Below are 24,161 nucleotides of genomic sequence, written 5' to 3'. Positions count from 1 at the left end.
CTCCCACATGAAGAAAACCGGTTTGTTCATCAGTTTCGAAGGCATAGACGGTGCCGGCAAGTCCACCCATATTGCGGCGGTGGCCGACTGGTTCCGCGCGCGTGGCCGGCAGGTCACGCTGACACGCGAGCCTGGCGGCACGCCGCTGGCGGAGAAGCTGCGCCAACTGCTGCTGCATGACGCCATGGACCCGCTGAGCGAGGCGCTGCTGATGTTCGCGGCCCGGCGCGACCATATCCAGCAGGTGATCATGCCGGGGCTCGCGCGTGGCGAGGTCGTGATCTCCGACCGCTTCACCGACGCGACTTTCGCCTACCAGGGCCACGGCCGCGGTTTCGATCTGCAGGTCTTGCAGCAGCTGGAACAATGGGTGCAGCAGCTGCCTGGACGGGATAGCCTGCTGGAGCCCGAGCTCTGTTTCTGGTTCGATCTGCCGCCAGCGCTCGCTGCGATCCGTCTGGCGGGCGCTCGCACGCCAGACAAGTTCGAATCCGAGGCCGAACCCTTCTTCAGTCGGGTGGCTGGTGGCTACGCCGCGCGCATGGTGCAGGCGCCACAGCGTTTCGCCCGTATCGATGCCAGCCTGAGCCTGGACGCCGTGCGTGAACAGGTGTTGCAGCATTGTGAACGCAGTTGGGGTCAGGCATGAACGAATCCAGCGACGGCTTGCGTCTGTCGCCCTGGCTGCAGCGCCAGTTGGTCGCACTGCGGCAGCAGCGCGGCCATGCCGTCCTCTTGAGCGGCCCGCCCGGGCTGGGCCAGTACGCGCTGGCGCTGGCGCTGGCGCGTGCCTGGCTGTGCGAGTCGCCGAGTCCGGAGCAGGGCGCTTGTGGTCGCTGCGACAGCTGTCACGCGGTCGATGTGCGGACTCATCCCGACCTGTTCGTGCTAATGCCCGAAACCTTGGCGATCGAGCTCGGCTGGCCACTGGACGAGCGCACTCAGGACAAGATCGACAAGAAGGAAATCAAGCCCGGCAAGTTCATCCGCGTCGACGCCGCCCGGGAGGCGGTGGCCTTCACCCAGTTCACCCGCTCGCGTGGCGACACCAAGGTGGTACTGGTTTATCCTGCCGACCGGCTCAACATGGAATCGGCCAACACCCTGCTCAAGACGCTGGAAGAACCGCCGGGTGCCTTGCGCTTCGTGCTCGCGACCGAAGCCGCGCATGCGCTGTTGCCGACCCTGCGCAGTCGCTGCCAGGCGCACGCGCTCGAATGGCCAGCGCAGCAAGAGGCACTGGCCTGGCTGGAAACGGCAGTGCAGCGCGACGAGACCTTCGCCGGCAAGCCGCCCACGCGCGAAGCGCTCGCCACCTGGTTGCAAGCCGCGGGCGGTCGTCCCGACGAGGCCCTGGAGCTGTCACGGCTCGGGCTGCCAGCTTCGGGCTGGGGGCAGTTGCCGCAGTCCGTCGCGCGCGGTGACTGGTCAGCCATCGCCGATTGGGCACCGCCACGCCAACTCGATCTGCTGCAAAAGCTCTGTCACGACCTGATGGTCGTTGCCAGCCATGGCGAACCGCGCTTCTTCGCAAAGGCCGACCTGCCGCGCACGCCCGGGCTGAACAAGCTGCTGGCATGGCACAAGGCGCTGCAACAGGCGGCCCGCACGGTCGAGCACCCCTACAACGCCGGCTTGCTCCAGGAGGCCTGGGCCGGCATGGCCCGCTCGGCGCTGGCGTTAAACTGATTCTCCGATGAGCACGCCCGAAGCTTCAAGCTCGCCCCCACGCCCCTCCGTGATTCAGCTGGCGATCCAGGAAAAAGCCGCGCTCCACGCCGCCTACATCCCCTTGTTCGCCGAGGGAGGCATCTTCGTGCCGACCGCGCGCGAATACCAGCTGGGCATGGATGTCTACCTGCTGCTGACGCTGCCGGACGACTCGCAGCGCTACCCGGTGGCGGGCAAGGTGGCCTGGATCACCCCGGCCGGTGCCTCCGGCGGACGTACCCAGGGCATCGGCATCAGCTTTCCCGCCGATGAAAAGGCACGGCAACTCAAGTCGCGCATCGAGGCCATCCTGGGCGCGCACCTCGCATCCGACCGCAGCAACCAGACCGTCTGAAACCGTCTTCATATGTTCATCGATTCCCATTGCCATCTGAGCTTCCCCGAACTGCGCGCGCAACTGCCAGCGATCCTGCAATCCATGCGGCAAGCGCAGGTCGAGCGCGCGCTGTGCATTTGCACCACGCTGGAGGAGTTCGATCGCGTGCATGAGCTGGCCTGCAGCCAGGAGATGCTCTGGTCCACCGTCGGCGTGCATCCCGACAACGAGGGCGTGCGCGAACCCAGCGTCGAGGAGCTGGTGGAACTCTCGCAGCGCCCGCGCGTGGTCGGCATCGGCGAGACCGGTCTGGACTACTACCGCCTGGGCGAGCGCAGCCTGGCCGACATGGAATGGCAGCGCGATCGTTTTCGCGTCCATGTCCGCGCGGCGCGCCAGACCGACCTGCCGCTGGTGATCCACACCCGCAGCGCCTCCGACGACACGCTGGCGATACTGAAGGAAGAGGGTGGCTTCGGCCCGACGGGGGCAGGGCAGATGCCACGGGCGCGCGGCGTCTTCCACTGCTTCACCGAATCGGTCGAGGCCGCCCGTGCCGCGCTCGATCTGGGGTTCTACATCTCGTTTTCCGGCATCCTGACCTTCAAGAATGCAACCGATCTGCACGAGGTCGCGCGCTTCGTGCCGCTGGAGCGCTGCCTGATCGAGACCGACAGCCCCTACCTGGCGCCGGTACCTTATCGTGGCAAGACCAACACGCCCGCCTTCGTGCCTTATGTCGCGCAGAAGCTGGCCGATCTCAAGGGCCTGTCGGTCGAGGCTGTGGGGCAAGCGACCAGTGCCAACACATTGGCGTTGTTCCGAGGCATGGCATGAGAAATCCCTGCTACAGCCCAAGCATCACCGAAGTCGCTGAACCAAAGACCGCGCTTGGTTCCAGCCGCCGGTGCGCGATCGCGCGTGTCCTCCTGGTTGCGGCGGGTGTGACGGGATTCAGTCTGAATGCTGCGGCAGGAGCCTACGAGGATTTCCTGCGCGCCTTGCGCCTGGATGATGTCGCCACCCTGCGCCGGCTCCAGCAGCGCGGCTTCGACTTCAACACGCTGGACGAAAACGGGCTGGCGCCGTTGCTGCTGGCGCTGAAGCTGGATTCGCTGCGGGCAGCCGAATTCCTGATCCAGCAAGCCGGGATCGACCTCGACGCAGTCAACGCCAGCGGGGAGAACGCGCTGATGCTGGCGGCGTTGCGCGGCCATGTCGGCCTGATGCGCCAGTTGGTCCGGCAAGGCGCCGAAGTCAACAAGCCCGGCTGGACGCCACTGCATTACGCGGCGACAAACGCCAGCGCCGACAGCCCCGCGATGGTTCAACTGCTGCTCGATGCCCACGCCTACATCGACGCGGCTTCTCCCAATGAGTCGACACCGTTGATGATGGCCGCGCGCTACGGCCATCCGGATTCCGTGCGCCTGCTGCTCGAATCGGGTGCCGATGTCACGCTGCAGAACCAGCAGGGTCTGACCGCGCTGGAATTTGCCGCTGGCGCTGGGCGCCAGGACATCGCCGACCCGATCCGTCGCGCATTGCGCGCCAAAACCGGCCCGGCGACCTGGTAAGGGAAGGGCGCCGGGCCGCGATGCATGCCGCGCTCCGGACGGCTCAGCGCAGTGTTTTCCTGCGCACTGGGACTGGCGTCGCGATGGCGCGTCTTGCCGGCTTGAGCCGGTTCGATCCGGTCTTGGCGGATGCTTCTTCGTCCTTGGCGGTCTGCAAGCTCCTGAGCTGGGCCTCCGACAAGGCGACTTGCAGTGTTGCAGCGCGCGCCTTTTCTTCTTCCAGGTATTTCTCCAGCGTGCGGGCCAGCGAATCGGCGGCACGGCGCTTTTCCTTTTCGCGCGCGAGCTCCTGTTCGACCACCCGCGCGCTGTCTATCGCCAGCAGTCGCTGGCGCCGTTCCTCGTCGCTGGCCGACTGAGCCGCGCGCAAAGCTGCGTCGAGCTCACCCTGGCGCTTTTCCGATTCCTGTGCCTTGGACTGCAATACGGCCGCGCTGGCCGACAGCTCCCGGTTTTCAGTGGCAGCGGCACGCAGGCCCTGGTTCAGATCTGCAACCCGCTGGTCGAGCGCCTCGCACTGACGCTGCAGCTCTTGCGCCTGCTGCTGGCTTTGCTGCAGCCGGGATTCAACTTCCCGCAGGGCGGCGCGCGCCGTTTTCTGCTCGACCTCGGCTGCTAGCCGCATGGCCGCCAGTTCCTCGTCCAGGCGCGCGCGCAGGCTGATGGCCTCGGCCTCGTAAGGGCGGCGGATCTCATCCTTCATCAGCTCCAGCAAGCGTTCTAGCCAGTGGTTCAGCCCCTCGATCATGTCTACCGGCAGCGACGGGTGCGCCACGCCCTGGGCACTGGTCCGCACCAGCGAGCGGCGATAGGCCGCCACGCAATCCTGCGCCACGCCAGCGGTTCCGGCCGGGATGGCCGGCGAGCCGGCAGGCCGCTGGGCGTTGAAAAACTGCAGCAGCCCGACCAACTTGGCGCCACTCGGGACATCGCCTTCGATGCGCGCCACGACGCGCGTCATGGCGGCGTAGGCCTCGCGCGCCGTGACCTGTTGCGCGGCCATGGGGGCCAGCAAGCCCTGCAAGGCCTGTTGCAGCCGGGTTTCGACATCTGTGGCGGTGTTCTCGTTTTCCAGCATCGTTTTTGGCTCTGTGTTCATGGTTTTTCCTTGCGATCCGATCAGCAGAGATTTTACGTATTTTTATGACGTAATACGTAAGAAAAATACTTTTCTGTCTTTTTCATTTCCGTTAATGTGAATTATCGGAACTACAGCATTATCCGGTGGGGTGGTGCCCGCCCGCAAACGCGGCACAATCCGGAACTCGATCCAAGCCATCACCAGCAGCCATAAAAAATGCCTGACCACCACGAACATGACGGCGAGATCCTGAACGGCTTAGTGCTTGCGGCCGATGCCAGTCACCAGCCCGGCCTGTTGTTCGACCTGACCGCGGTCGGCAACTGGCTCGAACCCTTCCGACGCAAGAGTCCGCACACGCACCGCGCCTACCAGCGCGTCGCGGCCTACTGGCTGTATTTCCTCGAACAGGCCCATGGCCACCACGCCGACCTGCTGCGGCGCGCCGGCCCGGCGGACGCGCATGACTTCCTGCGCGCGCTGACCCATGAAGCGATGGATGACGGCGCCCCCCGCAGCACGGCGATCAGGGCCTCTGGTACCAGTCACTTCGAGCTGACGCGCACTGGTCCAGCGCCGTTCTGGCAGGAACGTACACCCAAGGCCCTGCCCAACCATTTCGGCGTCGTCAGCAACCCCTTCGCGCGAGCCAAGTCGCATCGTTCGGTGGCGCAGACCATCGCGGGGCTGTCCTCGCTCTACAAGTTCAACAACACCAAGCGCTCGGCCAGCGATGACGCGCTGCTCGACTTCAACCCGTTCGCGGATCTCGGGCGCTTCATCATCAAGCACGACGCCAAGACCGACCGCGTGTTCGAGCCCACGGCTTATTTGCGCCTGCTGGCGACCACCGACCAGATGCTCCAGCAGGCGGAAACGATCACCCAGCAGCAGCGCGCCATCCGCCTGCGCTGGATCACGGTCGCGCTGTTCAACCTCTGGATACGGATCTCGGAACTGTCGGGCTTGCGCATGAGCGACTTTCGCCAGCGCGGTGGCGTCTGGTTCGCCTCGGTGCACGGCAAGGGGCGCAAGGTGCGCGCGGTCGAGATCACGCCCGCCGTCATGAAGGAGCTGATGGCCTATCGCGAGGCGCTGGGCCTGCCCGCGTTGCCGCAGCGCCAGGAAACCGACATCTCGGCCGTGGTGTCGCTGCGCCGCAACGGCAGTCATTACCCCTCGATGACGCCGCGCGCCCTGTTCGGCGAGATCAAGGAGCTGGGCGCCGTTTCAGCCGACAGGCTGCTGGCTTCTCACGCCTCGCCTGAGGACCTCGAAGTCCAGTCGCTGGCCGAACGCCTGCGCCAGATCTCGCCGCACTGGTTCCGGCATTCGGGCGCGTCCGAGGCGATCAACGGCCATTTTCCGATCGCCGACGCCGCCGAGCGCCTGGGCCACAAGGACCCCGCCATCACCGTGCGCATGTACTACCACGGCGACGCCAAGCGGCGCGTGGGCGCGCTGCAGGCGCTGGAACAGGCCCGGGGCGAGGACTGAATCCAGCTGCAAGCGCCCTGCCCGTCCCGGTTCAAAAAAATCCACGCACGCCCCTGAGACCAGGTTTTTTTCGGCATAGAATAGCGGCTTCGGGTGATTAGCTCAGCGGTAGAGCACTGCATTCACACTGCAGGGGTCACATGTTCGATCCATGTATTACCCACCAAAAAATTCCTGACTGTCCTCCCTGGGGAAGGCAGCCAAGGGCGATTAGCTCAGCGGTAGAGCACTGCATTCACACTGCAGGGGTCACATGTTCGATCCATGTATCGCCCACCAAACCATACCTGACTGCCTTCCCTGGGGAAGATAGCCAAGGGCGATTAGCTCAGCGGTAGAGCACTGCATTCACACTGCAGGGGTCACATGTTCGATCCATGTATCGCCCACCAGACAAAAGCACTCAGCGCGTACGGCCTGAGTGCTTTTTTCATTGCCAGTCAACCTCAGGTATGGGATGAGGCTGGGGCTTGGCCACCTGTCTTTGCCCCCAGGCGCTCCAGCACATGCCCGGTCATGCCCTTGGCCAGTTCTTCCTCGCCGAAGAAGACCTTGTCAATGCCTTCCTTGCGCAGCAGCACCGACTCCTCCTCGCTGTGCGTGCGCAAGACGATCTCGATGCCGGGGTTGAGCGTTCTGGCCGTCTCGACCATCTGACGCAGGTTGAGCGGATCGGGCGTCGCCACCACCAGCATGGCGGCCTCGGCGATATGGGCCTGGATCAGCACCACCGGATCGCTGGCATTGCCTGATACGGCCACCCTGCCCTGCTGGCGCAGGTCCTCGACCAGCTCGCGGTTCTGTTCCGCGACCACGTAAGGAATACCGTTCGCCTCCAGCGCGCTGGCAATCCGTTTGCCGACTCGGCCGTAACCCACCAGGACGACCTGCCCCTGCAGGTACTTGCGCTCGGTGCTGATCGGCAGCTCGGCATAGGGATCGGTTCTCTGCTCCAGCTGGCGGGCCAGCGCCGAGCGTTGGAGAATCCAGCGCCGCAGCGGCTCGATGGCGGCAAACAGCAGCGGATTCAACGCGATCGAGATCAGCGCGCCGGCCAGCACCAGGCTCATGCCTTCGGCTGGCAGCAGACCCAGCGACTGGCCCAGGCCGGCCAGGATGAAGGAGAACTCGCCGATCTGCGCCAGGCTGGCCGAGACCGTCAGCGCCGTGTTGAGCGGATAGCGGAAAGCCAGCACCAGGCCGAAGGCCGCAATCGATTTGCCGAAGATGATGATGAGCACCACGCCCAGCACATGCAGCGGCTGCTCCAGCAGGATGCTCGGCTCGAACAGCATGCCCACCGAGACGAAGAACAGCACCGAAAAAGCATCTCGCAGTGGCAAGGATTCTTCCGCGGCCCGGTGGCTGAACTTGGATTCCCGCATCACCATGCCAGCGAAGAAGGCGCCCAGGGCGAACGAGACGCTGAACAATTGGGCCGCGCCGTAGGCGATGCCGATCGCCGCCACGATCACGGCCAGCGTGAAAAGCTCGCGCGAACCGGTGCGCGCCACCTGCCACAACAGCCAAGGCAGCACGCGGCGGCCCGCCACCAGCATGATGGCGATGAAGGCCGCCACCTGGAGCAAGGTTTTCCCGATCGTGAGCCACAGGGGTTGCGGGTTCGCCACTTCGGCGACCGAGCCGCCGAGCACGCCCGCCAGCGGCGGCAGCAGGACCAGTACCAGCACGGTCGCCAGGTCCTCGACCACCAGCCAGCCGACCGCTATGCGGCCGTTCATGCTGTCGAGCACGCCACGGGCTTCCAGTGCCTTGAGCAGCACGACAGTGCTGGCGCAGGACAGTGAAAGTCCGAAAATCAGCCCGGCACCCCAGCTCCAGCCCCACCACCAGGCCACGGCCATGCCGAGCACGGTGGCCAGGCCCATCTGCACGACGGCACCGGGCACCGCGATGCGCTTGACCGACAGCAGGTCATTGAGCGAGAAATGCAGGCCGACGCCAAACATCAGCAACATGACGCCGATTTCGGACAGCTGGGCAGCTAGGTTGACGTCGGCGACGAATCCCGGCGTGCCCGGGCCAATGATGATGCCAGCCACCAGGTATCCGACCAGGGCCGGAACCTGGATGCGCTCGGCGAGGAAGCCCAGGATGAGCGCGACGCTGAAGCCGGCCACCAGCGTGGTGATCAGGGGGATGCTGTGTTCCATGTTCATGCAATCGGTTGCGTTGTGCTGTTTTCGCGCGGCAAATGCGCGCGCAGGTGCTCCAGCGCAATCCGGCCCTGATAGCCCGCGCGCCGCAGCACCTCGTCCTGTGGCATGCCAGCCTTGAGCCAATGCAGGATGGCGGTATTGCGCAACACCAGCGGCCCCAGGTGACGCGGCAGTTCCTGCCCCAGCTCCTGGCAGGCGGCGGTTATCAGCTTGGAGGTCAGGTGAAACAGCACGCGGCGCGATAGTGGTTTGCGTCGCTCGGTGAAGAACACCAGTTCGGACACGACCAGTGCCTCGGGCTGGCCTTTTTCCAGCGTGTCGGTCCTGACAGCCAGCCAGTCGCGCAAGGCGTCCGAGGCCAGCTCGTTCAGCTGCAGGTCGCGGCGTTGTGCCGCCCTGTTCCCCTGCAGTCTGATCGCGATCTGCCCGACTGAACCGCCCTCGCCCGCAATCGCGATTGCGGGCGCTTCGTCGAGCTGGCCCAGGTTCAAGGCGGACAGTTCCGCTGGCGTCAGCGCCACATCCAGCATGAGCCAGATCAGCGCGCGATCGCGCAGCGCAAACGGCGAGCGGTCATCAGCCTGACGCGCCATGTGTTCAAGATGATTCCAGACCGGATCGGGCAGCACCTCGGCGTCAGGCCTGTCCTCGCCGGCCAGCTCGTACAGCCGCTTCATGGGATTCTCGATCAGCAGGCCCAGCTGCAGCAGGTGACCGTAGACGCCGCGCAGCACCATGCAGTAGCGCTCGCGCGTGACGATCGAGATCTCGCGCGCGCTGCCGCTGCGCTGGGTGGCAGGTTTGACGCGGTCCAGCAGGAATTCCATCGCATCGTTCGGGCTGGCTTGCAGCACCAGATTGGTCCAGCTGCTCTGTTCTTCTTCAGCCTGTCCGGCCGGCCCAGGTTTGCCGAGCAGCCACTGGCACCAGGATGACCAGATATAGCGGTACGGTTCGGCCGCTTCGGGTGTTAGCGGGTTTTCTCGCTCGTTCGAGCGCTGCAGTAGCCAGGACTCGAACCAGTCCAGTGGCGTGATCGAAGACGGGACTTTCTTGTTTTTTGACATTTGATTCAGATGATTATTCAATTTTGCGTAAGTTACGTATATCATCCATGATAAACCCGGGCCAGGCCCGGGTGCAAGCATCACGCTTCGTGCCGGACTGATGCCGTCATGCGGCCTCGGCTTGTGGCTCCAGTCGGCGCCAGACGGTCTTGCCCTTGCTGGCCTTGTCGAGCTCGGCCAGCAGCGACTCATGCGCCTGCAGTTCGGCTTCGCTCAGGCCCAGTACCGGCAGCTCGAAGCGGCTCAGGTCAACCGCCACCAGCTGGCCGTCCGCGCCTGCCTCGCCCGACTCCACCTCCATCGAGAGCGCGTTCTGGCCACGCGTCAGGTTGATGTAGACATCGGCCAGCAGTTCGGCATCGAGCAAGGCACCGTGGAAATTGCGGCTTGAGTTGTCGACCCCGAGCCGGTCGCACAGCGCATCGAGGCCGTTGCGCTTGCCCGGGTACATCTCCTTGGCCATGGCCAGGGTGTCGATCACACCGTCGATCAGATCGGTGATCCGGCCCCGGTTGAGGCGGCGCAGTTCCTCGTTCAGGAAGCCGATGTCGAACGGCGCGTTGTGGATGACCAGCTCGGCGCCCTGCAGGTACTCCAGCAGGTCGTCCGCGATGGACCGGAACTTGGGCTTGTCGGCCAGGAACTCGATCGAGATCCCGTGCACCCGCTGCGCGTCCTCGTGGATGGCGCGGTCCTCGGGGTGCAGGTAGAAATGGCGGTTGTTGCCGGTCAGCTTGCGATGGAGCAGCTCGACGCAGCCGATCTCGATGATGCGGTCGCCGTCGATGGCCGACAGGCCGGTGGTCTCGGTATCGAGGACGATCTGGCGCATGGGATGGCTGCTTTCAGTGGTGCTCGCGCGCGTGGTTGATGGTGTAGCGCGGGATCTCGATGGTGAGGTCCTGCTTGGCCAGTCGCGCCTGGCAGCTCAGACGGGACTGCGGCTCCAGGCCCCAGGCCTTGTCGAGCAGGTCTTCCTCTTCCTCGGTCGCCTCGTTCAGGCTCTCCAGCCCAGAGCGCACGATCACGTGGCAGGTGGTGCAGGCACAGCTCATGTCGCAGGCATGCTCGATCTCGATCTCGTGGTCGAGCAGCGCCTCGCAAATGGTCGTGCCCGGCAGGGCCTGGATCTCGGTGCCTTGCGGGCAGTATTCGGGATGGGGCAGGATCTTGATGATCGGCATGTCAGAAATTCTCCACGTTTTGGCCGGACAGGGCGCGGGCGATGCCGCGGTTCATGCGCAGCGCGGCAAAGGGCTCGGTGCCCTTGGCCAGGGCTTCGGTCGCGGCCTCGATGGCGGCGGCGTCAGCCGAGCTGGCGCGGATGGCATCGGTCTCGGCGAGCAGGCGGTCGATCTCGGCCCGCTGCTCGGGTTCGAGCAGGTCGGCATCGGCTGCCAGCGCGCTGCGGGTGGCATCGAGCATGCGCTCGGCCTCGACCCGGGCCTCGACCAGCGCGCGCGCGGCCATGTCCTGCTGCGCGGTGGCGAAGCTGTCTTGCAGCATGGCGGCGATCTGCTCGTCCGACAGGCCGTAGCTGGGCTTGACCACGGTCTGGGCCTCGACCCCACTGCCCTGCTCTTTCGCGCCCACGGTCAGCAGGCCGTCGGCGTCGATGGTGAAGGTGACGCGGATGCGCGCGGCGCCAGCGGGCATCGGCGGGATGCCGCGCAGCTCGAAGCGTGCCAGGCTGCGGCAGTCGGCCACCAGGTCGCGTTCGCCCTGCAGCACATGCAGCGCCAGCGCGGTCTGACCGTCCTTGAAGGTCGTGAAGTCCTGCGCCAGCGCGGTCGGGATGGTGGTGTTGCGCGGCACGATGCGCTCGACCAGTCCACCCATGGTCTCGATACCGAGCGAGAGCGGAATGACGTCGAGCAGCAGCAGGTCGCCGTCCGGATTGTTGCCAGCGAGCTGGTTGGCCTGGATCGCTGCGCCAAGCGCGACAACCTCGTCCGGATTCAGGTTGGTCAGCGGCTGCTGGCCGAAGAACTCGCCCACCGCCTTCCGCACCACGGGCATGCGGGTCGAGCCGCCCACCATGACGACACCCTTGATTTCGGATTTATCCAGCCTGGCATCGCGCAGCACGCGCTTGACGGCGACCATGGTGCGCTGAGTCAGTTCGGCGCAGGCCTGGGCAAATTCCGCGTGCGTGATGTCGCGCGCCAGGGTCTTGCCGTCGAGCAAGACCTCGAAGCGCACCGCCACGCCGTCGTCGGCATGGGCGGACAGCGCTTCCTTGACGCGGCGCGCCTCGGCCTGCAGGCGGGCACGCTCGCCGGCCGGCAGTTCGCCGGCCTTGAGGCTGTGACCGCATTGCAGCAGCAGCCAGTCGGCCAGCGCGCGGTCGTAGTCGTCGCCTCCCAGCGCGGAGTCGCCGCCGGTGGCCAGCACTTCGAACACGCCCTGGGTCAGCCGCAGGATCGAGACGTCGAAGGTGCCGCCGCCGAGGTCATAGACCGCGTAGACGCCTTCCGAGCCCTGGTCCAGGCCGTAGGCGATCGCCGCCGCGGTCGGCTCGTTGATCAGGCGCAGCACTTCGAGGCCGGCCATCTGCGCGGCGTCCTTGGTCGCCTGGCGTTGGGCGTCGTCGAAATAGGCCGGCACCGTGATGACGGCGCCGAACAGGTCATTGTCGAAGCTGTCCTCGGCGCGAAAACGCAGCGTGGCCAGGATCTCGGCGCTGACCTCGACCGGGGACTTGTCGCCCGCCACCGTTTGGACCGCCGCCATGCCGGGGCCATCGACCACGGTATAGGGCAGCTTGGCGGCCACGCCCTGGGCTTGCAGGTCGGCCTGCTTGCGCCCCATCAGGCGCTTGACCGAGCTGATGGTGTTGTGCGGGTCCTCGATCTGGGCGGCAAGCGCGTCCCAGCCGATCTGGCGGCCGGAGCCTTGGCCAGGCGCCAGATAGCGCACCACGCTGGGCAGGATCACCCGGCCCAGCTCGTCGGGCAGGCATTCGGGCAAGCCGTGGCGCACCGAGGCGACCAGCGAATGGGTGGTGCCGAGGTCGATGCCGACAGCCACGCGCCGCTGGTGCGGATCGGGCGTCTGGCCGGGTTCGGAGATTTGCAGCAGGGCCATGGGGCATGGCGGGCTTCGAGGCCCGCGGTAAAAACTCAGTCTCGAAAAATCTCGCAACAGCCCACTATTGTCGCAGGCTGAACCGAATCAGCAGCGATCAAGCCGGCCGTGCAGATCGTCGGCGAAACGCTCGACGAACATCAGCGCCCTGACCTGCTGGGCGGCCGCGGCCGCGTCGCGCTGCTGGTCAATGGTGCGGCCGAGCTGCTCCAGCATGTCGCGCCGGAAGGCCTGGGTCTGATCCAGCAAGGCCTCGATCGCTTCGGAGCCATCAGCCTCTTCAAGCGCCTCGCGCCACTCCATCTGCTGCATCAGGAAGGCGGCCGGCATCGCGGTATTGCTCTCGGCCTTGATCGGGGCGCCGCTCAGCTCGCACCAGTAGGCCGCGCGTTTCAAGGGGTCCTTCAGGCGCTGGTAGGCCTCGTTGATGCGTACCGACCATTGCATGGCTACGCGCTGGGCGGCAGCACCCTGGGCCGCGAAACGGTCGGGGTGGGCCTGGCGCTGCAGCGCCTTCCAGCGTTCATCGAGCGCGGCGCGCTCCAGTGTAAAGCCCATGGGCAGGCCGAACAGCTTGAAGTCGTCGTCCTGCAGGCTGGGTGCCTGGGCCTTGGACTCAGACACGGAAGGACTCTCCGCAGCCGCAGCGATCGCGCTCGTTGGGGTTGTTGAAGCGAAAGCCTTCGTTGAGGCCCTCGCGCACGAAGTCCAGCGTCATGCCGTCGAGGTAGGCCAGCGACTTGGGGTCGACCAGGATCTGGATGCCCTTGTCCTCGAACGCCACGTCCTCGGGCGCGACTTCATCGGCGTACTCGAGCTTGTAGGCCAGACCCGAGCAGCCGGTGGTCTTGACGCCCAGCCGCACCCCGACGCCCTTGCCACGACGGCTCAGGTATTTGGTGACATGCTTGGCGGCGGCTTCGGTGAGGGTGACGGACATGGTGAGCGCAGGATAAGGGGTCGGTCGGGGTCAGTGGATCAGGCGGCGACGTGCTTCTTCTTGTAGTCGTCGACGGCGGCCTTGATGGCGTCCTCGGCCAGGATCGAGCAGTGGATCTTGACCGGCGGCAGCGCCAGCTCCTCGGCGATCTCGCTGTTCTTGATCTGGGCCGCCTGATCCAGGGTCTTGCCCTTGACCCATTCGGTCACCAGCGAGCTTGATGCGATCGCCGAGCCGCAGCCGTAGGTCTTGAAGCGCGCATCCTCGATCACGCCGGTGGCCGGGTTGACCTTGATCTGCAGCTTCATGACGTCGCCGCAAGCCGGTGCGCCGACCATGCCGGTGCCCACGTCCTCGTCGCCCTTGTCGAAGCTGCCGACGTTGCGGGGGTTTTCGTAGTGGTCGACGACCTTGTCAGAGTAAGCCATGTTCGTTCTCCTGTTCAGTGCGGGATCAGTGGGCGGCCCACTGGATGGTCGAGATGTCGATGCCGTCCTGGTACATGTCCCACAGCGGCGAGAGTTCGCGCAGCTTGGCGACGTTGGTCCGGATGGCCTCGACCGCGGTGTCGATTTCTTCCTCGGTGGTCCAGCGGCCGATGGTCATGCGCAGGCTGCTGTGGGCGAGCTCGTCGCTGCGGCCCAGGGCGCGCAACACATAGCTGGGCTCCAGGCTGGCCGAGGTGCAGGCCGAGCCGGAAGATACCGCCAGGCCCTTGATGCCCATGATCAGCGACTCGCCCTCGACATAGTTGAAGCTCATGTTGAGGTTGTGCGGAATGCGGCGGGTCTCGTGGCCGTTGAGGAACACCTGCTCGATGCCGGCCAGGGCCTTGAACATGCGGTCATGCAGGGCCTGGATGCGCGGCAGTTCGGTGTCCATCTCGGCCTTGGCGATGCGGTAGGCCTCGCCCATGCCGACGATCTGGTGCGTCGGCAGGGTGCCCGAGCGCATGCCGCGCTCGTGACCGCCGCCATGCATCTGCGCTTCCAGGCGGATGCGCGGCTTGCGACGCACATACAGCGCGCCGATGCCCTTGGGGCCGTAGGTCTTGTGCGAGGTCAGGCTCATCAGGTCGACCGGCAGTTGGGCCAGGTCGACATGGACGCGGCCGGTGGCCTGCGCGGCATCGACGTGGAAGATCACGCCCTTCTCGCGGCAGATCGCGCCGATGGCGGGGATGTCCTGGATCACGCCGATCTCGTTGTTGACGAACATCACGCTGGCCAGGATGGTGTCGGGGCGGATCGCGGCCTTGAAGGCGTCGAGATCGAGCAAGCCGTCGGGCTGGACGTCGAGGTAGGTGACCTCGAAGCCTTCGCGCTCGAGGTGGCGGCAGGTGTCGAGCACGGCCTTGTGCTCGGTCTTGACCGTGATCAGGTGCTTGCCCTTGGCCTTATAGAAATGGGCCGCGCCCTTGAGCGCCAGGTTGTTGGACTCGGTCGCGCCGCTGGTCCAGACGATCTCGCGCGGGTCGGCGCCGATCAGGGCGGCGACCTGCTCGCGCGCGGTCTCGACCGCCTGTTCGGCTTCCCAGCCCCAGGCGTGGCTGCGGGAAGCGGGGTTGCCAAAATGGTCATGCAGCCAGGGAATCATCTTGTCAACCACGCGCGGATCGCAGGGCGTGGTGGCGCTGTAGTCAAGGTAGATCGGCAGATGCGGGGTGATGCTCATGGTGTCGTCCTGTGAGGGTGATGCACTGGGGGGCTGGAGGGGCGGCTCACTTGGCCGCGACGAGCCCGAGCGCGAAGACAGAATTGGGGGCGTTGACGCGGATCGGCTTGACCACCGGCGCGGAGGAGATCGCGCGCCGGATCTGGGGCGCCGGCTCGATCACAACGCCCTTGGCGAGTTGCTCGTCGATCAGCTTTTGCAGCGTGATCGAGCTCAGGAACTCGACCATCTTGGCGTTGAGCTGGTCCCAGAGGTCGTGCGTGATGCAAGGCACGCCGTCGCCCAGGCAATTGTGCTTGCCACTGCAGCCGGTCGCGTCGATCGGCTCGTCGACCGAGACGATAATGTCGGCCACCGTGATCTCGTCGGCCTTGCGGCCCAGCGTGTAGCCGCCGCCAGGACCGCGGGTGGACTCGACCAGCTGGTTGCGGCGCAGCTTGCCGAACAACTGCTCCAGGTAGGACAGGGAAATCTGCTGGCGCTGACTGATCGCGGCCAGCGTCACCGGACCGCCGTTCTGGCGCAGGGCCAGGTCGATCATGGCGGTGACGGCGAAACGGCCCTTGGTGGTGAGACGCATGGCAAACTCCTGGAAATGACCGGGGAAACCTGATCTCGTCGCACCTGCAACGAGGATCGCATCGAATCCCGAGCGTTTCGGTCGAGTATACACCAATCCCGACTTATTTAGTCAACATTAGGACCGGCTGCCAACTGAAACAGCCTGCCCCAGCGCCAGCGGCGCTAGGAAACCCGGGCAGCGAAGCGGAACTCCACGCCGAGTCCCGGCGCGGCATCGTAGAAGCGCACGCGGGCGCCGATCTGCTCGGCGCGGTTGCGGATGTTGCTCAGGCCGCGGCCGACGACGCGCACCGCCTGGCCCGGCGCCACGGCGACGCTCGCGCCCTGGCCGTCGTCCTCGATCGCGAGGTAGATGCCAGCGTCGACGCCGTCCCAGGTCCGCACCCTGACCCGGCTGGCGCGGGCATGCTTGACCACGTTGGCCAGCACCTCCTGCACGCAGCGGAACAGGTGCATCACGCCGCGCGCGTCGAGGTCGGCGATCGGCGCGGTTTCCTCGACCCGCCAGTCCAGTTCGATCCCGGCGGCTTGCAGCGAGGGACCCACGCGCAGGCGCAGGGTGCCGAGGATGGCGGGCAGGTCGCCCTCCATCGGTTCGAGCGAGTCCAGCATCAGGCGCAGCTCTTCGAGCGCCTGCTGCACCATGGCGGCGACGCGCTCGGGCTTGAGCTCCCCCTTGGCGTTGCGCACCAGGTTGAGCGTCTGCACCAGCTGGCTGCCGAGGCCGTCGTGCATGTCGCGCATCATGCGGCGGCGCTCGCCTTCGAGCAGGCGCTGCTGCTCGGCGGCTTTCAGCTTCTCGAACGCCGACAGCAGTTCGGCCTCGCGCGCCGCGATGCGGTCGGCTTGGGTCGCGTTGAGCCGGCGCACTTCCTGGATCGACCGGTTCGAGCGCCGCAACAGCCAGATGAATGCGGCCAGCAGCGCCAGCAAACCGGCTGCCATCAGCATGATCCAGTTGGCACCGATGCACCAGGCCATCAGAGCAGTCCGCGCTCCTGCGCCACCTTGACCACCTGCACCCGGGTGTGGACCGCCAGCTTGCGGTAGAGGTTCTTGATGTGGGTGCTGACCGTGGCAGCGCCAATCCCGAGCTTGGCGGCGATCTCCTTGTTGACGTAACCCTGCGCGACCAGCTTGAGCACGTCGGTCTCGCGTTCGGACAGCGAAGGACGGCTGTCGTCGCCCGTCGGCGGACTGGCCTCGGGTCGGCGGAACTGCTTGAGCAGCATGCGCGCGAGCAGCGGCGAAATCGGCGCCCCGCCCTCCCGCACCTGCCCGATCGCGGCGATCAGTTCCTCGCTGCTGCAGCCCTTGAGCACATAGCCGGTCGCGCCACACTGCAAGGCTTCCAGCAGCCGGCTCTCGTCGCCGAAGACGGTGAACACCAGCAGCTCGGCATCGGGCCGCGCGATCGAGAGCGTGCGCAGCATCTCCTCGCCACGGCCGTCGGGCAGGCCGAGGTCGACCAGGAAGACATCGGCCAGGCTGTTCGGCGCCACCAGCCGAGCATGCGAGAGGCTGTCGGAATGCCCGACCAGCCGCCATGGCGGGCGACCGACCAGGGTCTGCTCGACGAAGCGCAGCACGGTCGGATCGTCCTCGATCAGATAGATGCGGGTGAGGTCATGAGGCATGGGCGGGATTGTCCGCCAAATGTGTCCTCAGGCGGCGGGACGCAGCGGCACGAGGTGGTCGCCGCCATGCGCGCCCAGCACCCGGTCCTTGAGGCGCGCCAGCTGGTCACGCACCCGAGCCGCCTGCTCGAACTCGAGATTGCGCGCATGTTCGAGCATCTGCTTTTCCAGCCGCTTGATCTCGCGCGCCAGCGCCTTTTCGTCCATGTCGGCGACCTCGGCCATCTGCTGCTGCGCCTGTTCGAGCTTCCTGGCCTCCTCGCCGGCCTTCTCGCTGTAGACCCCGTCGATCAGGTCCTTGATGCGCTTGACCACGCCACGCGGCGTGATGCCGTTGGCTTCATTGAATGCCACCTGCTTGGCGCGCCGGCGCTCGGTCTCGCCGATGGCCTTCTTCATCGAGTCGGTGATGCGGTCGGCATACAGGATGGCCCGACCGTTGAGGTTGCGCGCGGCCCGGCCTATGGTCTGGATCAGGCTGCGCTCGCTGCGCAGGAAGCCTTCCTTGTCCGCGTCGAGGATCGCCACCAGCGAGACCTCGGGAATATCGATTCCCTCGCGCAGCAGGTTGATGCCGACCAGCACGTCGAACACGCCCAGGCGCAGATCGCGCAGGATCTCGACCCGCTCGACCGTATCGATGTCGCTGTGCAGGTAGCGCACCTTGACGCCGTTCTCGTCAAGATAGTCGGTCAGCTGCTCGGCCATGCGCTTGGTCAGGGTCGTGATCAGCACCCGCTCTTGGCGCAAGACGCGCAGCCGGATCTCGCCCAGCACGTCGTCGACCTGATGGGTGGCCGGTCGCACCTCGACTTGCGGATCGACCAGGCCAGTCGGGCGCACCACCTGCTCGACCACCTGGCCGCTGTGCTGCTGCTCGTAGGCCGCCGGTGTCGCCGAGACGAACACGCACTGGCGCATCTTGGTCTCGAACTCCTCGAACTTGAGCGGCCGGTTGTCCAGCGCCGAGGGCAGCCGAAAGCCATAGTCGACCAGCGTGCTCTTGCGCGCGCGGTCGCCGTTGTACATGCCGCCGAGCTGGCCGATCATGACATGGCTTTCGTCGAGGAACATCAGCGCGTCTTTCGGCAGGTAGTCGGTCAGCGTGCTGGGCGCCTCGCCGGCGGCCGATCCGCTCAGGTGGCGGCTGTAGTTCTCGATCCCCTTGCAGTGGCCGACCTCGGTCAGCATCTCGAGGTCGAAGCGGGTGCGCTGCTCCAGCCGTTGCGCCTCGACCAGCTTGCCCAGGCCGACCAGCTCCTTGAGGCGGTCGGCCAACTCCAGCTTGATGCCCTCGACCGCCGCCAGCACCTGCTCGCGCGGCGTCACGTAGTGGCTGGACGGATAGACCGTGAAGCGCGGGATCTTCTGGCGGATGCGGCCGGTCAGCGGGTCGAACAGCTGCAGCGTCTCGACCTCGTCGTCGAACAGCTCGATGCGGACCGCGAGTTCGGAATGCTCGGCCGGGAACACGTCGATGGTGTCGCCGCGCACGCGGAACTTGCCGCGCGAGAAATCCTGCTCGTTGCGCTGGTACTGCATGCGCACCAGCTGGGCGATCAGGTCGCGCTGGCCGTAGCGGTCACCCGCGCGCAGCGTCATGATCATCTGGTGGTAGCTCTCGGGCTTGCCGATGCCGTAGATGGCCGATACGGTGGCCACGATCACCACGTCGCGTCGCTCCAGCAGGCTCTTGGTGCAGGACAGCCGCATCTGCTCGATATGCTCGTTGATCGCGCTGTCCTTCTCGATGAACAGGTCGCGCTGCGGCACATAGGCCTCGGGCTGGTAGTAGTCGTAGTAGCTGACGAAATACTCGACCGCGTTGTTGGGGAAGAACTCGCGGAACTCCGAGTAGAGCTGCGCGGCCAGCGTCTTGTTGGGCGCGAACACGATCGCTGGCCGACCCAGGCGCGCGATCACATTGGCCATGGTGAAGGTCTTGCCCGAGCCGGTCACGCCCAGCAGGGTCTGGAACACCTCGCCATCCTGGATGCCGTCGACCAGCTGCGCGATCGCGGTCGGCTGGTCACCCGCGGGCGGGAAAGGCTGGAACAGCTCGAACGGGGAGCCGGCAAAGGTCACGAACTGCCCGACGGGAGCCCCCTGGCTGGCGGCGACATCGGATACCTGGGTCTGCTGCATCTGTGAGATCTAGCCTATGAAATAATGCCATATGCTAGTCATAATCAAATGCTAGCCCTGAACTCTAAAAAAACAATCAATGCTGGACAAATTTCGCATCACGCAACGCTTCACCATCGTCGTCGCCATGTACTGGCTGGCCTTGTCGCTGGTGCTCGCCATCGGTCTGTGGGGGCTGCACGCGGCCAAGCAAAGCCTGCAAGTCGTGCACGAAGGCGCCATGAAACCGGCCCTGCTGGCCAACGCGTCCATCGATGCGATCGTGCAGAACCGCCTTCAGGTGCTGCTGGCCTTCCAGCATCAGCCGGACTCGGTGCTGGCCAACATCCATGATCACCCGACCACCCTGCACCTTGAAACCATGAGCGCCACGCGCGTGAAGGCCAATGAAGGCTTCAAGCAGATGGAAGCCAGTGCCGCCGACGAGGAGAGCCGACGCCTGCTGGCGGTCGCCCGGGCCGCGCGCGAACCCTGGCGCAAGAAACTGGATGCCGTCGTCAATAATATCAAGAACGATGATTTCAGTGCCGCCAACATGGCGGGCTTCCTGAAGGCGGGCCGGGAGGAAGGCGAGGCCGCCATCCAGGCCTTGGTGGCTTTCCGCGATTACCAGGTCCGGTTCGCCGACGAGGCGGCGCGCGCCGCGCAAGCGCGCTACCAGCTGGCGTTGAGCGTGTTCGCCTTCTGCCTGATCGCCTGCTGCCTGCCGGCGACCTGGCTCACGCTGGTGCTGATGAAACGCCTGCGCTCGGGCTTTTCCCTGGCCGACGAAACCAGCAACGCGATCGCGAGCGGCGATTTGTCGCGCCCGGTGCCGCACTCGGGCGAGGACGAAATCGGCCAGATGCTGGAACGGATGGAGGCCATGCGGTCGAGCCTGCACCGCCTGATCAGGGAAGTGCAACACGGCTCGGACGCCATCGCGAGCGCGGCCACGCAGGTGGCGGCCGGCACCCTGGACCTGTCGCGCCGGACCGACCAGCAAGCCCACTCGGTGCAGCAGACGGCCTCGGCCTCGGAGGAACTGGCCAGCACCGTGGACCACAACGCCGACAGCGCGAACCAGGCCAATCAGCTGGCGGGCTCGGCCTCGCGGGTGGCCAGCCGGGGCGGCGAAGTCATGTCGCATGTCGTGCATACCATGGCGACCATCAACCAGTCGTCGCACAAGATCGCGGACATCATCGGCGTGATCGATGGCATCGCCTTCCAGACCAACATCCTGGCGCTCAACGCCGCCGTGGAAGCGGCCAGGGCCGGCGAACAGGGACGCGGCTTCGCCGTGGTGGCGGGCGAGGTGCGCTCGCTGGCGCAACGCAGCGCCGAGGCCGCCCGGGAGATCAAGGGCCTGATTTCCGACTCGGTCGACAAGGTCGGTATCGGCTCGCAGCAGGTCACCGAGGCTGGCGACACCATGCAGGAAATCGTCGCGAGCATCCAGCGCGTGGCGGGCATAGTGGGCGACATCGCCGCGGCCAGCCGCGAGCAATCCAACGGGATCGGCGTCATCAACGGCGCGGTCTCCCAGCTCGACGAGTCGACCCAGCAGAACGCCGCCATGGTCGAACAGACCTCGGCGGCCTCCAGCTCGCTGCAGGAGCAGGCCCAGCAGCTGGCCAGGCTCGCCGCCTCCTTCCGGCTCTCGAACGACGAGCGCTAGGGCTAGAATATGGGCGCCGCCTCTGGCGCCCATCCCCCTTCCCCACCCTCTTTCAGGACTTCGACATGTCTCTGTTTTCCGCCGTCGAAATGGCCCCCCGCGACCCGATCCTGGGTCTGAACGAGCAATACAACGCCGACACCAACCCCAACAAGGTCAACCTGGGCGTGGGCGTGTACTTCGACGACAACGGCAAGCTGCCGCTGTTGCAGTGCGTGCAGGCGGCCGAGAAGGCCATGATGGAAAAGCCGACCGCGCGCGGCTACCTGCCGATCGACGGCATCGCCGCCTATGACGCCGCCGTCAAGGGCCTGGTGTTCGGCGCCGACAGCGAGCCGGTCCAGAGCGGCCGCGTCGCCACCGTGCAGGCCATCGGCGGCACCGGCGGCCTGAAGGTCGGCGCCGACTTCCTCAAGAAGCTCAGCCCCGGCGCCAAGGTGCTGATCTCCGACCCGTCCTGGGAAAACCACCGCGCGCTGTTCAGCAACGCCGGCTTCGAGGTCGGCAGCTACGCCTACTACGACGCCGACAAGCGCGGCGTGAACTTCGACGGCATGCTGGCCAGCCTGAACGCCGCCGAGCCGGGCACCATCGTCGTGCTGCACGCCTGCTGCCACAACCCGACCGGCTACGACATCACCCCCGAGCAGTGGGACCAGGTGATCGCCGTCATCAAGGCCCAGGGCCTGACCCCCTTCCTCGACATGGCCTACCAGGGTTTCGGCTACGGCATCGCCGAGGATGGCGCCGTGATCGGCAAGTTCGTGGCATCCGGCCTGAACTTCTTCGTCTCGACCAGCTTCTCCAAGAGCTTCAGCCTCTACGGCGAGCGCGTCGGCGGCCTGTCGGTGCTGTGCCAGGACAAGGCCGAGGCCGACCGCGTGCTGTCCCAGCTCAAGATCGCGATCCGCACCAACTACTCCAACCCGCCGATCCACGGCGGCGCGGTGGTCGCCGCGGTGCTGAGCAACCCCGAGCTGCGCGCTCTGTGGGAAAAGGAACTCGGCGAGATGCGCGTGCGCATCAAGGCCATGCGCCAGAAGCTGGTCGATGGCCTGAAAGCCGCCGGCGTGCGGCAGGACATGAGCTTCATCACCACCCAGATCGGCATGTTCAGCTACTCGGGTCTGAGCAAGGACCAGATGGTGCGCCTGCGCAACGAGTTCGGCGTCTACGGCACCGACACCGGCCGCATGTGCGTGGCCGCGCTCAACAGCAAGAACATCGACTACGTCTGCCAGGCCATCGCCAAGGTGATGTAAGTTTGCCGTAATAAATGCTGCAAGCGATAAAAACGCCGCATATGCGGCGTTTTTTGTTATTCTTGGTGGTACTGAAAAGTCCTGATCGCGAAACAAAAATTGTTGCGGCGCAACACAGCCTGCGATAATGTTGCAGTGCAACAACCCATTGGAGTCCCGCCATGCTTTACCAGATCTACGAAACCCAACGCTCCCTGATCGAGCCGTTCTCCGACCTGGCCAAGGTGACGGCCAAGATGTTCACCAACCCCATGCTGCCGGTCGGCATGACGCCGCTGTCGCAGCGCATGGCGGCGGGCTTCGATCTGGTGCACCGCCTCGGCAAGGATTACGAGAAGCCCGAGTTCGGCATCCGCACCGTCGACATCGGCGAGGTGCAGATCGCGATCCAGGAGCGCGTCGAGATGCGCAAGCCCTTCTGCGACCTGCTGCGCTTCAAGCGCTTCAGCGACGACCCCGAGACGCTGGGACGCCTCAAGGGCCAGCCAGTGGTGCTGATCGTCGCGCCGCTGTCGGGCCACTACGCCACGCTGCTGCGCGAGACGGTGCGCACCATGCTGAAAGACCACAAGGTCTACATCACCGAGTGGAAGAACGCGCGCCTGGTGCCGCTGTCCGAGGGTGAATTCCACCTCGACGACTATGTCAACTACCTGCAGGAGTTCATCCGCTACCTGCAAGGCCGCTACGACAACTGCCACATCATCAGCGTGTGCCAGCCGACCGTGCCGACCCTGGCCGCTGTCTCCTTGATGGCCAGCCGTGGCGAGAAGACCCCGCTGTCGATGACCATGATGGGTGGCCCGATCGATGCGCGCAAGTCGCCGACCGAGGTCAACAACCTCGCGGTGCACCGCCCCTTCGAGTGGTTCGAGAACAACGTGATCTACCGGGTGCCGAACAACTTCCCGGGCGCGGGCCGCCGCGTCTACCCGGGCTTTTTGCAGCACACCGGGTTTGTCGCGATGAACCCGAACCGCCACGCCAACAGCCATTACGATTACTTCAATCACCTGATCAAGGGTGACAACGACAGCGCCGAGGCGCACCGCCAGTTCTACGACGAGTACAACGCCGTGCTCGACATGGACGCGGACTACTACCTCGAAACCATCCAAACCGTGTTCCAGGACTTCAAGCTGGTCAACGGCAGCTGGGAAGTGCGCAACCCGCAGGGCGTCAAGGAGCTGGTCAAGCCGCAGGACATCCGCCACACGGGCCTGCTGACGGTCGAAGGCGAGCTCGACGACATCTCGGGCAGCGGCCAGACCAGCGCCGCGCATGGCCTGTGCACCGGCATCGTGACCGACGAGCAGCGCCACTACGAGGTCAAGGGCGCGGGCCATTACGGCATCTTCAGCGGCAGCCGCTGGCGCAACCAGGTCTATCCGGTGGTGAAGAAGTTCATCCTCGAACACCAGGCGGGCCTGCTCAAGGCCGTGGCGCCGAAACAGATCGAAATGGTCATCGATGCCGTCGCCCCGGCACTGGCGCTGGACGCACCAGCAGCAGTAGAGGTCGAAACGGTCTTGATCGAGGCCCCGGCGGTCAGCGTCGTCGAGGTGGTCGAGCAGCAAGCCGTCGCCGCCGAGCCGGCACCCGTGCAGGAATCGCAGGAAGAAGTGCCAGCACCGGCTGCGGCTGCTGACGCGGCGAAACCCGCCGCACAGCCGCGCCCAGGCTACCGCCGCAACACCGCCGTCGGCAAGAAAAGGTGATCCAGGC

23 protein-coding genes and 3 tRNA genes are annotated in these 24,161 nt (G+C 65.7%); 12 read left to right on the top strand and 14 right to left on the bottom strand.

What is annotated here, in order from left to right:
• Positions 1–7 precede the first annotated feature (7 nt).
• The 5 genes from tmk (at position 8) to PHR85_RS05080 (ending at position 3,624) form a co-directional block, all read left to right on the top strand.
• A complete protein-coding gene (tmk, locus tag PHR85_RS05100; protein WP_300051311.1) occupies positions 8–649 on the top strand; it encodes a dTMP kinase in 642 nt (213 codons plus the stop codon).
• Positions 646–1,689, top strand: a complete 1,044-nt coding sequence (locus PHR85_RS05095; protein WP_300051308.1) for a DNA polymerase III subunit delta' — start codon at positions 646–648, stop codon at positions 1,687–1,689. The genes tmk and PHR85_RS05095 overlap by 4 nt, the downstream gene beginning before the upstream one ends.
• 7 nt (positions 1,690–1,696) lie before the next feature.
• Positions 1,697–2,065, top strand: a complete 369-nt coding sequence (locus tag PHR85_RS05090; protein ID WP_300051305.1) for a PilZ domain-containing protein — start codon at positions 1,697–1,699, stop codon at positions 2,063–2,065.
• Between the two features lie 12 nt (positions 2,066–2,077).
• Positions 2,078–2,884, top strand: a complete 807-nt coding sequence (locus PHR85_RS05085; RefSeq protein WP_300051302.1) for a TatD family hydrolase — start codon at positions 2,078–2,080, stop codon at positions 2,882–2,884.
• 107 nt (positions 2,885–2,991) lie between these two features.
• Positions 2,992–3,624, top strand: coding sequence for an ankyrin repeat domain-containing protein (locus PHR85_RS05080; protein ID WP_300051300.1), 633 nt, complete (start codon positions 2,992–2,994; stop codon positions 3,622–3,624).
• Between the two features lie 43 nt (positions 3,625–3,667).
• On the opposite strand, the gene PHR85_RS05075 is transcribed toward PHR85_RS05080, so the two are convergent.
• A complete protein-coding gene (locus PHR85_RS05075) occupies positions 3,668–4,723 on the bottom strand; it encodes a hypothetical protein (RefSeq protein WP_300051298.1) in 1,056 nt (351 codons plus the stop codon).
• Between the two features lie 198 nt (positions 4,724–4,921).
• Between PHR85_RS05075 and PHR85_RS05070 the strand changes: the two genes are divergently transcribed.
• From PHR85_RS05070 to PHR85_RS05055, 4 genes are all read left to right on the top strand, one after another.
• A complete protein-coding gene (locus PHR85_RS05070; RefSeq protein ID WP_300051295.1) occupies positions 4,922–6,202 on the top strand; it encodes a site-specific integrase in 1,281 nt (426 codons plus the stop codon).
• Positions 6,203–6,293: 91 nt separating this feature from the next.
• Positions 6,294–6,368, top strand: a tRNA-Val gene (locus PHR85_RS05065).
• 38 nt (positions 6,369–6,406) lie between these two features.
• A tRNA-Val gene (locus tag PHR85_RS05060) sits at positions 6,407–6,481 on the top strand.
• A gap of 38 nt (positions 6,482–6,519) precedes the next feature.
• Positions 6,520–6,594, top strand: a tRNA-Val gene (locus PHR85_RS05055).
• A gap of 54 nt (positions 6,595–6,648) precedes the next feature.
• Here PHR85_RS05055 and ybaL read toward each other — a convergent pair.
• The 13 genes from ybaL to uvrB all read right to left on the bottom strand — a co-directional run bounded on the left by ybaL (position 6,649) and on the right by uvrB (position 19,514).
• Positions 6,649–8,376, bottom strand: coding sequence for a YbaL family putative K(+) efflux transporter (gene ybaL, locus PHR85_RS05050; RefSeq protein WP_300051292.1), 1,728 nt, complete (start codon positions 8,374–8,376; stop codon positions 6,649–6,651).
• 2 nt (positions 8,377–8,378) lie between these two features.
• A complete protein-coding gene (locus tag PHR85_RS05045; RefSeq protein ID WP_300051290.1) occupies positions 8,379–9,449 on the bottom strand; it encodes a tyrosine-type recombinase/integrase in 1,071 nt (356 codons plus the stop codon).
• A 106-nt stretch (positions 9,450–9,555) separates the two neighbouring features.
• The gene (dnaQ, locus tag PHR85_RS05040; protein WP_300051287.1) at positions 9,556–10,281 is read right to left on the bottom strand and encodes a DNA polymerase III subunit epsilon; all 726 of its coding nucleotides are present in this window, start codon (positions 10,279–10,281) and stop codon (positions 9,556–9,558) included.
• Positions 10,282–10,294: 13 nt separating this feature from the next.
• On the bottom strand, positions 10,295–10,633 hold the full coding sequence (gene fdx, locus PHR85_RS05035; protein WP_300051284.1) for an ISC system 2Fe-2S type ferredoxin: 339 nt from the start codon (positions 10,631–10,633) through the stop codon (positions 10,295–10,297).
• A gap of 1 nt (position 10,634) precedes the next feature.
• Positions 10,635–12,536, bottom strand: coding sequence for a Fe-S protein assembly chaperone HscA (hscA, locus tag PHR85_RS05030; RefSeq protein WP_300051282.1), 1,902 nt, complete (start codon positions 12,534–12,536; stop codon positions 10,635–10,637).
• A gap of 87 nt (positions 12,537–12,623) precedes the next feature.
• Positions 12,624–13,160 carry a Fe-S protein assembly co-chaperone HscB gene (hscB, locus tag PHR85_RS05025; RefSeq protein ID WP_300051279.1) on the bottom strand — a complete coding sequence of 179 codons (537 nt, stop codon included), beginning with the start codon at positions 13,158–13,160 and terminating at the stop codon, positions 12,624–12,626.
• Positions 13,153–13,476: an iron-sulfur cluster assembly protein IscA gene (iscA, locus tag PHR85_RS05020; protein ID WP_300051276.1), complete on the bottom strand. Its 324-nt coding sequence runs from the start codon at positions 13,474–13,476 to the stop codon at positions 13,153–13,155. Before iscA ends, hscB begins: the two co-directional genes overlap by 8 nt.
• Before the next feature lie 38 nt (positions 13,477–13,514).
• The gene (iscU, locus tag PHR85_RS05015) at positions 13,515–13,904 is read right to left on the bottom strand and encodes a Fe-S cluster assembly scaffold IscU (RefSeq protein ID WP_300051272.1); all 390 of its coding nucleotides are present in this window, start codon (positions 13,902–13,904) and stop codon (positions 13,515–13,517) included.
• Between the two features lie 25 nt (positions 13,905–13,929).
• Complete coding sequence (locus tag PHR85_RS05010) at positions 13,930–15,150, bottom strand: IscS subfamily cysteine desulfurase (RefSeq protein WP_300051269.1); 1,221 nt, start codon at positions 15,148–15,150, stop codon at positions 13,930–13,932.
• 46 nt (positions 15,151–15,196) lie between these two features.
• On the bottom strand, positions 15,197–15,730 hold the full coding sequence (locus PHR85_RS05005; protein WP_300051266.1) for a Fe-S cluster assembly transcription factor: 534 nt from the start codon (positions 15,728–15,730) through the stop codon (positions 15,197–15,199).
• 164 nt (positions 15,731–15,894) lie between these two features.
• On the bottom strand, positions 15,895–16,713 hold the full coding sequence (locus tag PHR85_RS05000; protein ID WP_300051263.1) for an ATP-binding protein: 819 nt from the start codon (positions 16,711–16,713) through the stop codon (positions 15,895–15,897).
• Positions 16,713–17,369, bottom strand: coding sequence for a response regulator transcription factor (locus PHR85_RS04995; RefSeq protein ID WP_300051260.1), 657 nt, complete (start codon positions 17,367–17,369; stop codon positions 16,713–16,715). The genes PHR85_RS05000 and PHR85_RS04995 overlap by 1 nt, the downstream gene beginning before the upstream one ends.
• A 27-nt stretch (positions 17,370–17,396) precedes the next feature.
• Entirely contained in the window at positions 17,397–19,514 is a 2,118-nt protein-coding gene (gene uvrB / locus PHR85_RS04990; protein WP_300051258.1) for an excinuclease ABC subunit UvrB, read from the bottom strand.
• Positions 19,515–19,593: 79 nt separating this feature from the next.
• On the opposite strand from uvrB, the gene PHR85_RS04985 reads away from it, so the two are divergent.
• From PHR85_RS04985 to PHR85_RS04975, 3 genes are all read left to right on the top strand, one after another.
• On the top strand, positions 19,594–21,174 hold the full coding sequence (locus tag PHR85_RS04985; protein ID WP_300051255.1) for a methyl-accepting chemotaxis protein: 1,581 nt from the start codon (positions 19,594–19,596) through the stop codon (positions 21,172–21,174).
• Positions 21,175–21,239: 65 nt separating this feature from the next.
• Positions 21,240–22,436 (top strand): amino acid aminotransferase, encoded by a 1,197-nt coding sequence (locus PHR85_RS04980; protein ID WP_300051253.1) that lies wholly within the window; start codon positions 21,240–21,242, stop codon positions 22,434–22,436.
• A gap of 161 nt (positions 22,437–22,597) precedes the next feature.
• Complete coding sequence (locus tag PHR85_RS04975; protein WP_300051251.1) at positions 22,598–24,154, top strand: polyhydroxyalkanoate depolymerase; 1,557 nt, start codon at positions 22,598–22,600, stop codon at positions 24,152–24,154.
• Positions 24,155–24,161 lie beyond the last annotated feature (7 nt).

Source organism: Malikia sp. (assembly GCF_028687635.1).
In the GTDB taxonomy this organism is placed as follows: domain Bacteria; phylum Pseudomonadota; class Gammaproteobacteria; order Burkholderiales; family Burkholderiaceae_C; genus Malikia.
Note: the sequence above shows the minus strand (reverse complement) of the source record. Positions and strands in the feature narration are given on the sequence as shown.

What these genes read in the sequence shown, in the direction of transcription:
- tmk (WP_300051311.1), top strand. Translation starts at nt 8, where the DNA reads ATGAAGAAAACCGGTTTGTTCATCAGTTTCGAAGGCATAGACGGTGCC.
- PHR85_RS05095 (WP_300051308.1), top strand. Translation starts at nt 646, where the DNA reads ATGAACGAATCCAGCGACGGCTTGCGTCTGTCGCCCTGGCTGCAGCGC.
- PHR85_RS05090 (WP_300051305.1), top strand. Translation starts at nt 1,697, where the DNA reads ATGAGCACGCCCGAAGCTTCAAGCTCGCCCCCACGCCCCTCCGTGATT.
- PHR85_RS05085 (WP_300051302.1), top strand. Translation starts at nt 2,078, where the DNA reads ATGTTCATCGATTCCCATTGCCATCTGAGCTTCCCCGAACTGCGCGCG.
- PHR85_RS05075 (WP_300051298.1), bottom strand. Translation starts at nt 4,723, where the DNA reads ATGAACACAGAGCCAAAAACGATGCTGGAAAACGAGAACACCGCCACA.
- PHR85_RS05070 (WP_300051295.1), top strand. Translation starts at nt 4,922, where the DNA reads ATGCCTGACCACCACGAACATGACGGCGAGATCCTGAACGGCTTAGTG.
- ybaL (WP_300051292.1), bottom strand. Translation starts at nt 8,376, where the DNA reads ATGGAACACAGCATCCCCCTGATCACCACGCTGGTGGCCGGCTTCAGC.
- PHR85_RS05045 (WP_300051290.1), bottom strand. Translation starts at nt 9,449, where the DNA reads ATGTCAAAAAACAAGAAAGTCCCGTCTTCGATCACGCCACTGGACTGG.
- dnaQ (WP_300051287.1), bottom strand. Translation starts at nt 10,281, where the DNA reads ATGCGCCAGATCGTCCTCGATACCGAGACCACCGGCCTGTCGGCCATC.
- fdx (WP_300051284.1), bottom strand. Translation starts at nt 10,633, where the DNA reads ATGCCGATCATCAAGATCCTGCCCCATCCCGAATACTGCCCGCAAGGC.
- hscA (WP_300051282.1), bottom strand. Translation starts at nt 12,536, where the DNA reads ATGGCCCTGCTGCAAATCTCCGAACCCGGCCAGACGCCCGATCCGCAC.
- iscA (WP_300051276.1), bottom strand. Translation starts at nt 13,476, where the DNA reads ATGTCCGTCACCCTCACCGAAGCCGCCGCCAAGCATGTCACCAAATAC.
- iscU (WP_300051272.1), bottom strand. Translation starts at nt 13,904, where the DNA reads ATGGCTTACTCTGACAAGGTCGTCGACCACTACGAAAACCCCCGCAAC.
- PHR85_RS05010 (WP_300051269.1), bottom strand. Translation starts at nt 15,150, where the DNA reads ATGAGCATCACCCCGCATCTGCCGATCTACCTTGACTACAGCGCCACC.
- PHR85_RS05005 (WP_300051266.1), bottom strand. Translation starts at nt 15,730, where the DNA reads ATGCGTCTCACCACCAAGGGCCGTTTCGCCGTCACCGCCATGATCGAC.
- PHR85_RS05000 (WP_300051263.1), bottom strand. Translation starts at nt 16,713, where the DNA reads ATGGCCTGGTGCATCGGTGCCAACTGGATCATGCTGATGGCAGCCGGT.
- PHR85_RS04995 (WP_300051260.1), bottom strand. Translation starts at nt 17,369, where the DNA reads ATGCCTCATGACCTCACCCGCATCTATCTGATCGAGGACGATCCGACC.
- uvrB (WP_300051258.1), bottom strand. Translation starts at nt 19,514, where the DNA reads ATGCAGCAGACCCAGGTATCCGATGTCGCCGCCAGCCAGGGGGCTCCC.
- PHR85_RS04985 (WP_300051255.1), top strand. Translation starts at nt 19,594, where the DNA reads ATGCTGGACAAATTTCGCATCACGCAACGCTTCACCATCGTCGTCGCC.
- PHR85_RS04980 (WP_300051253.1), top strand. Translation starts at nt 21,240, where the DNA reads ATGTCTCTGTTTTCCGCCGTCGAAATGGCCCCCCGCGACCCGATCCTG.
- PHR85_RS04975 (WP_300051251.1), top strand. Translation starts at nt 22,598, where the DNA reads ATGCTTTACCAGATCTACGAAACCCAACGCTCCCTGATCGAGCCGTTC.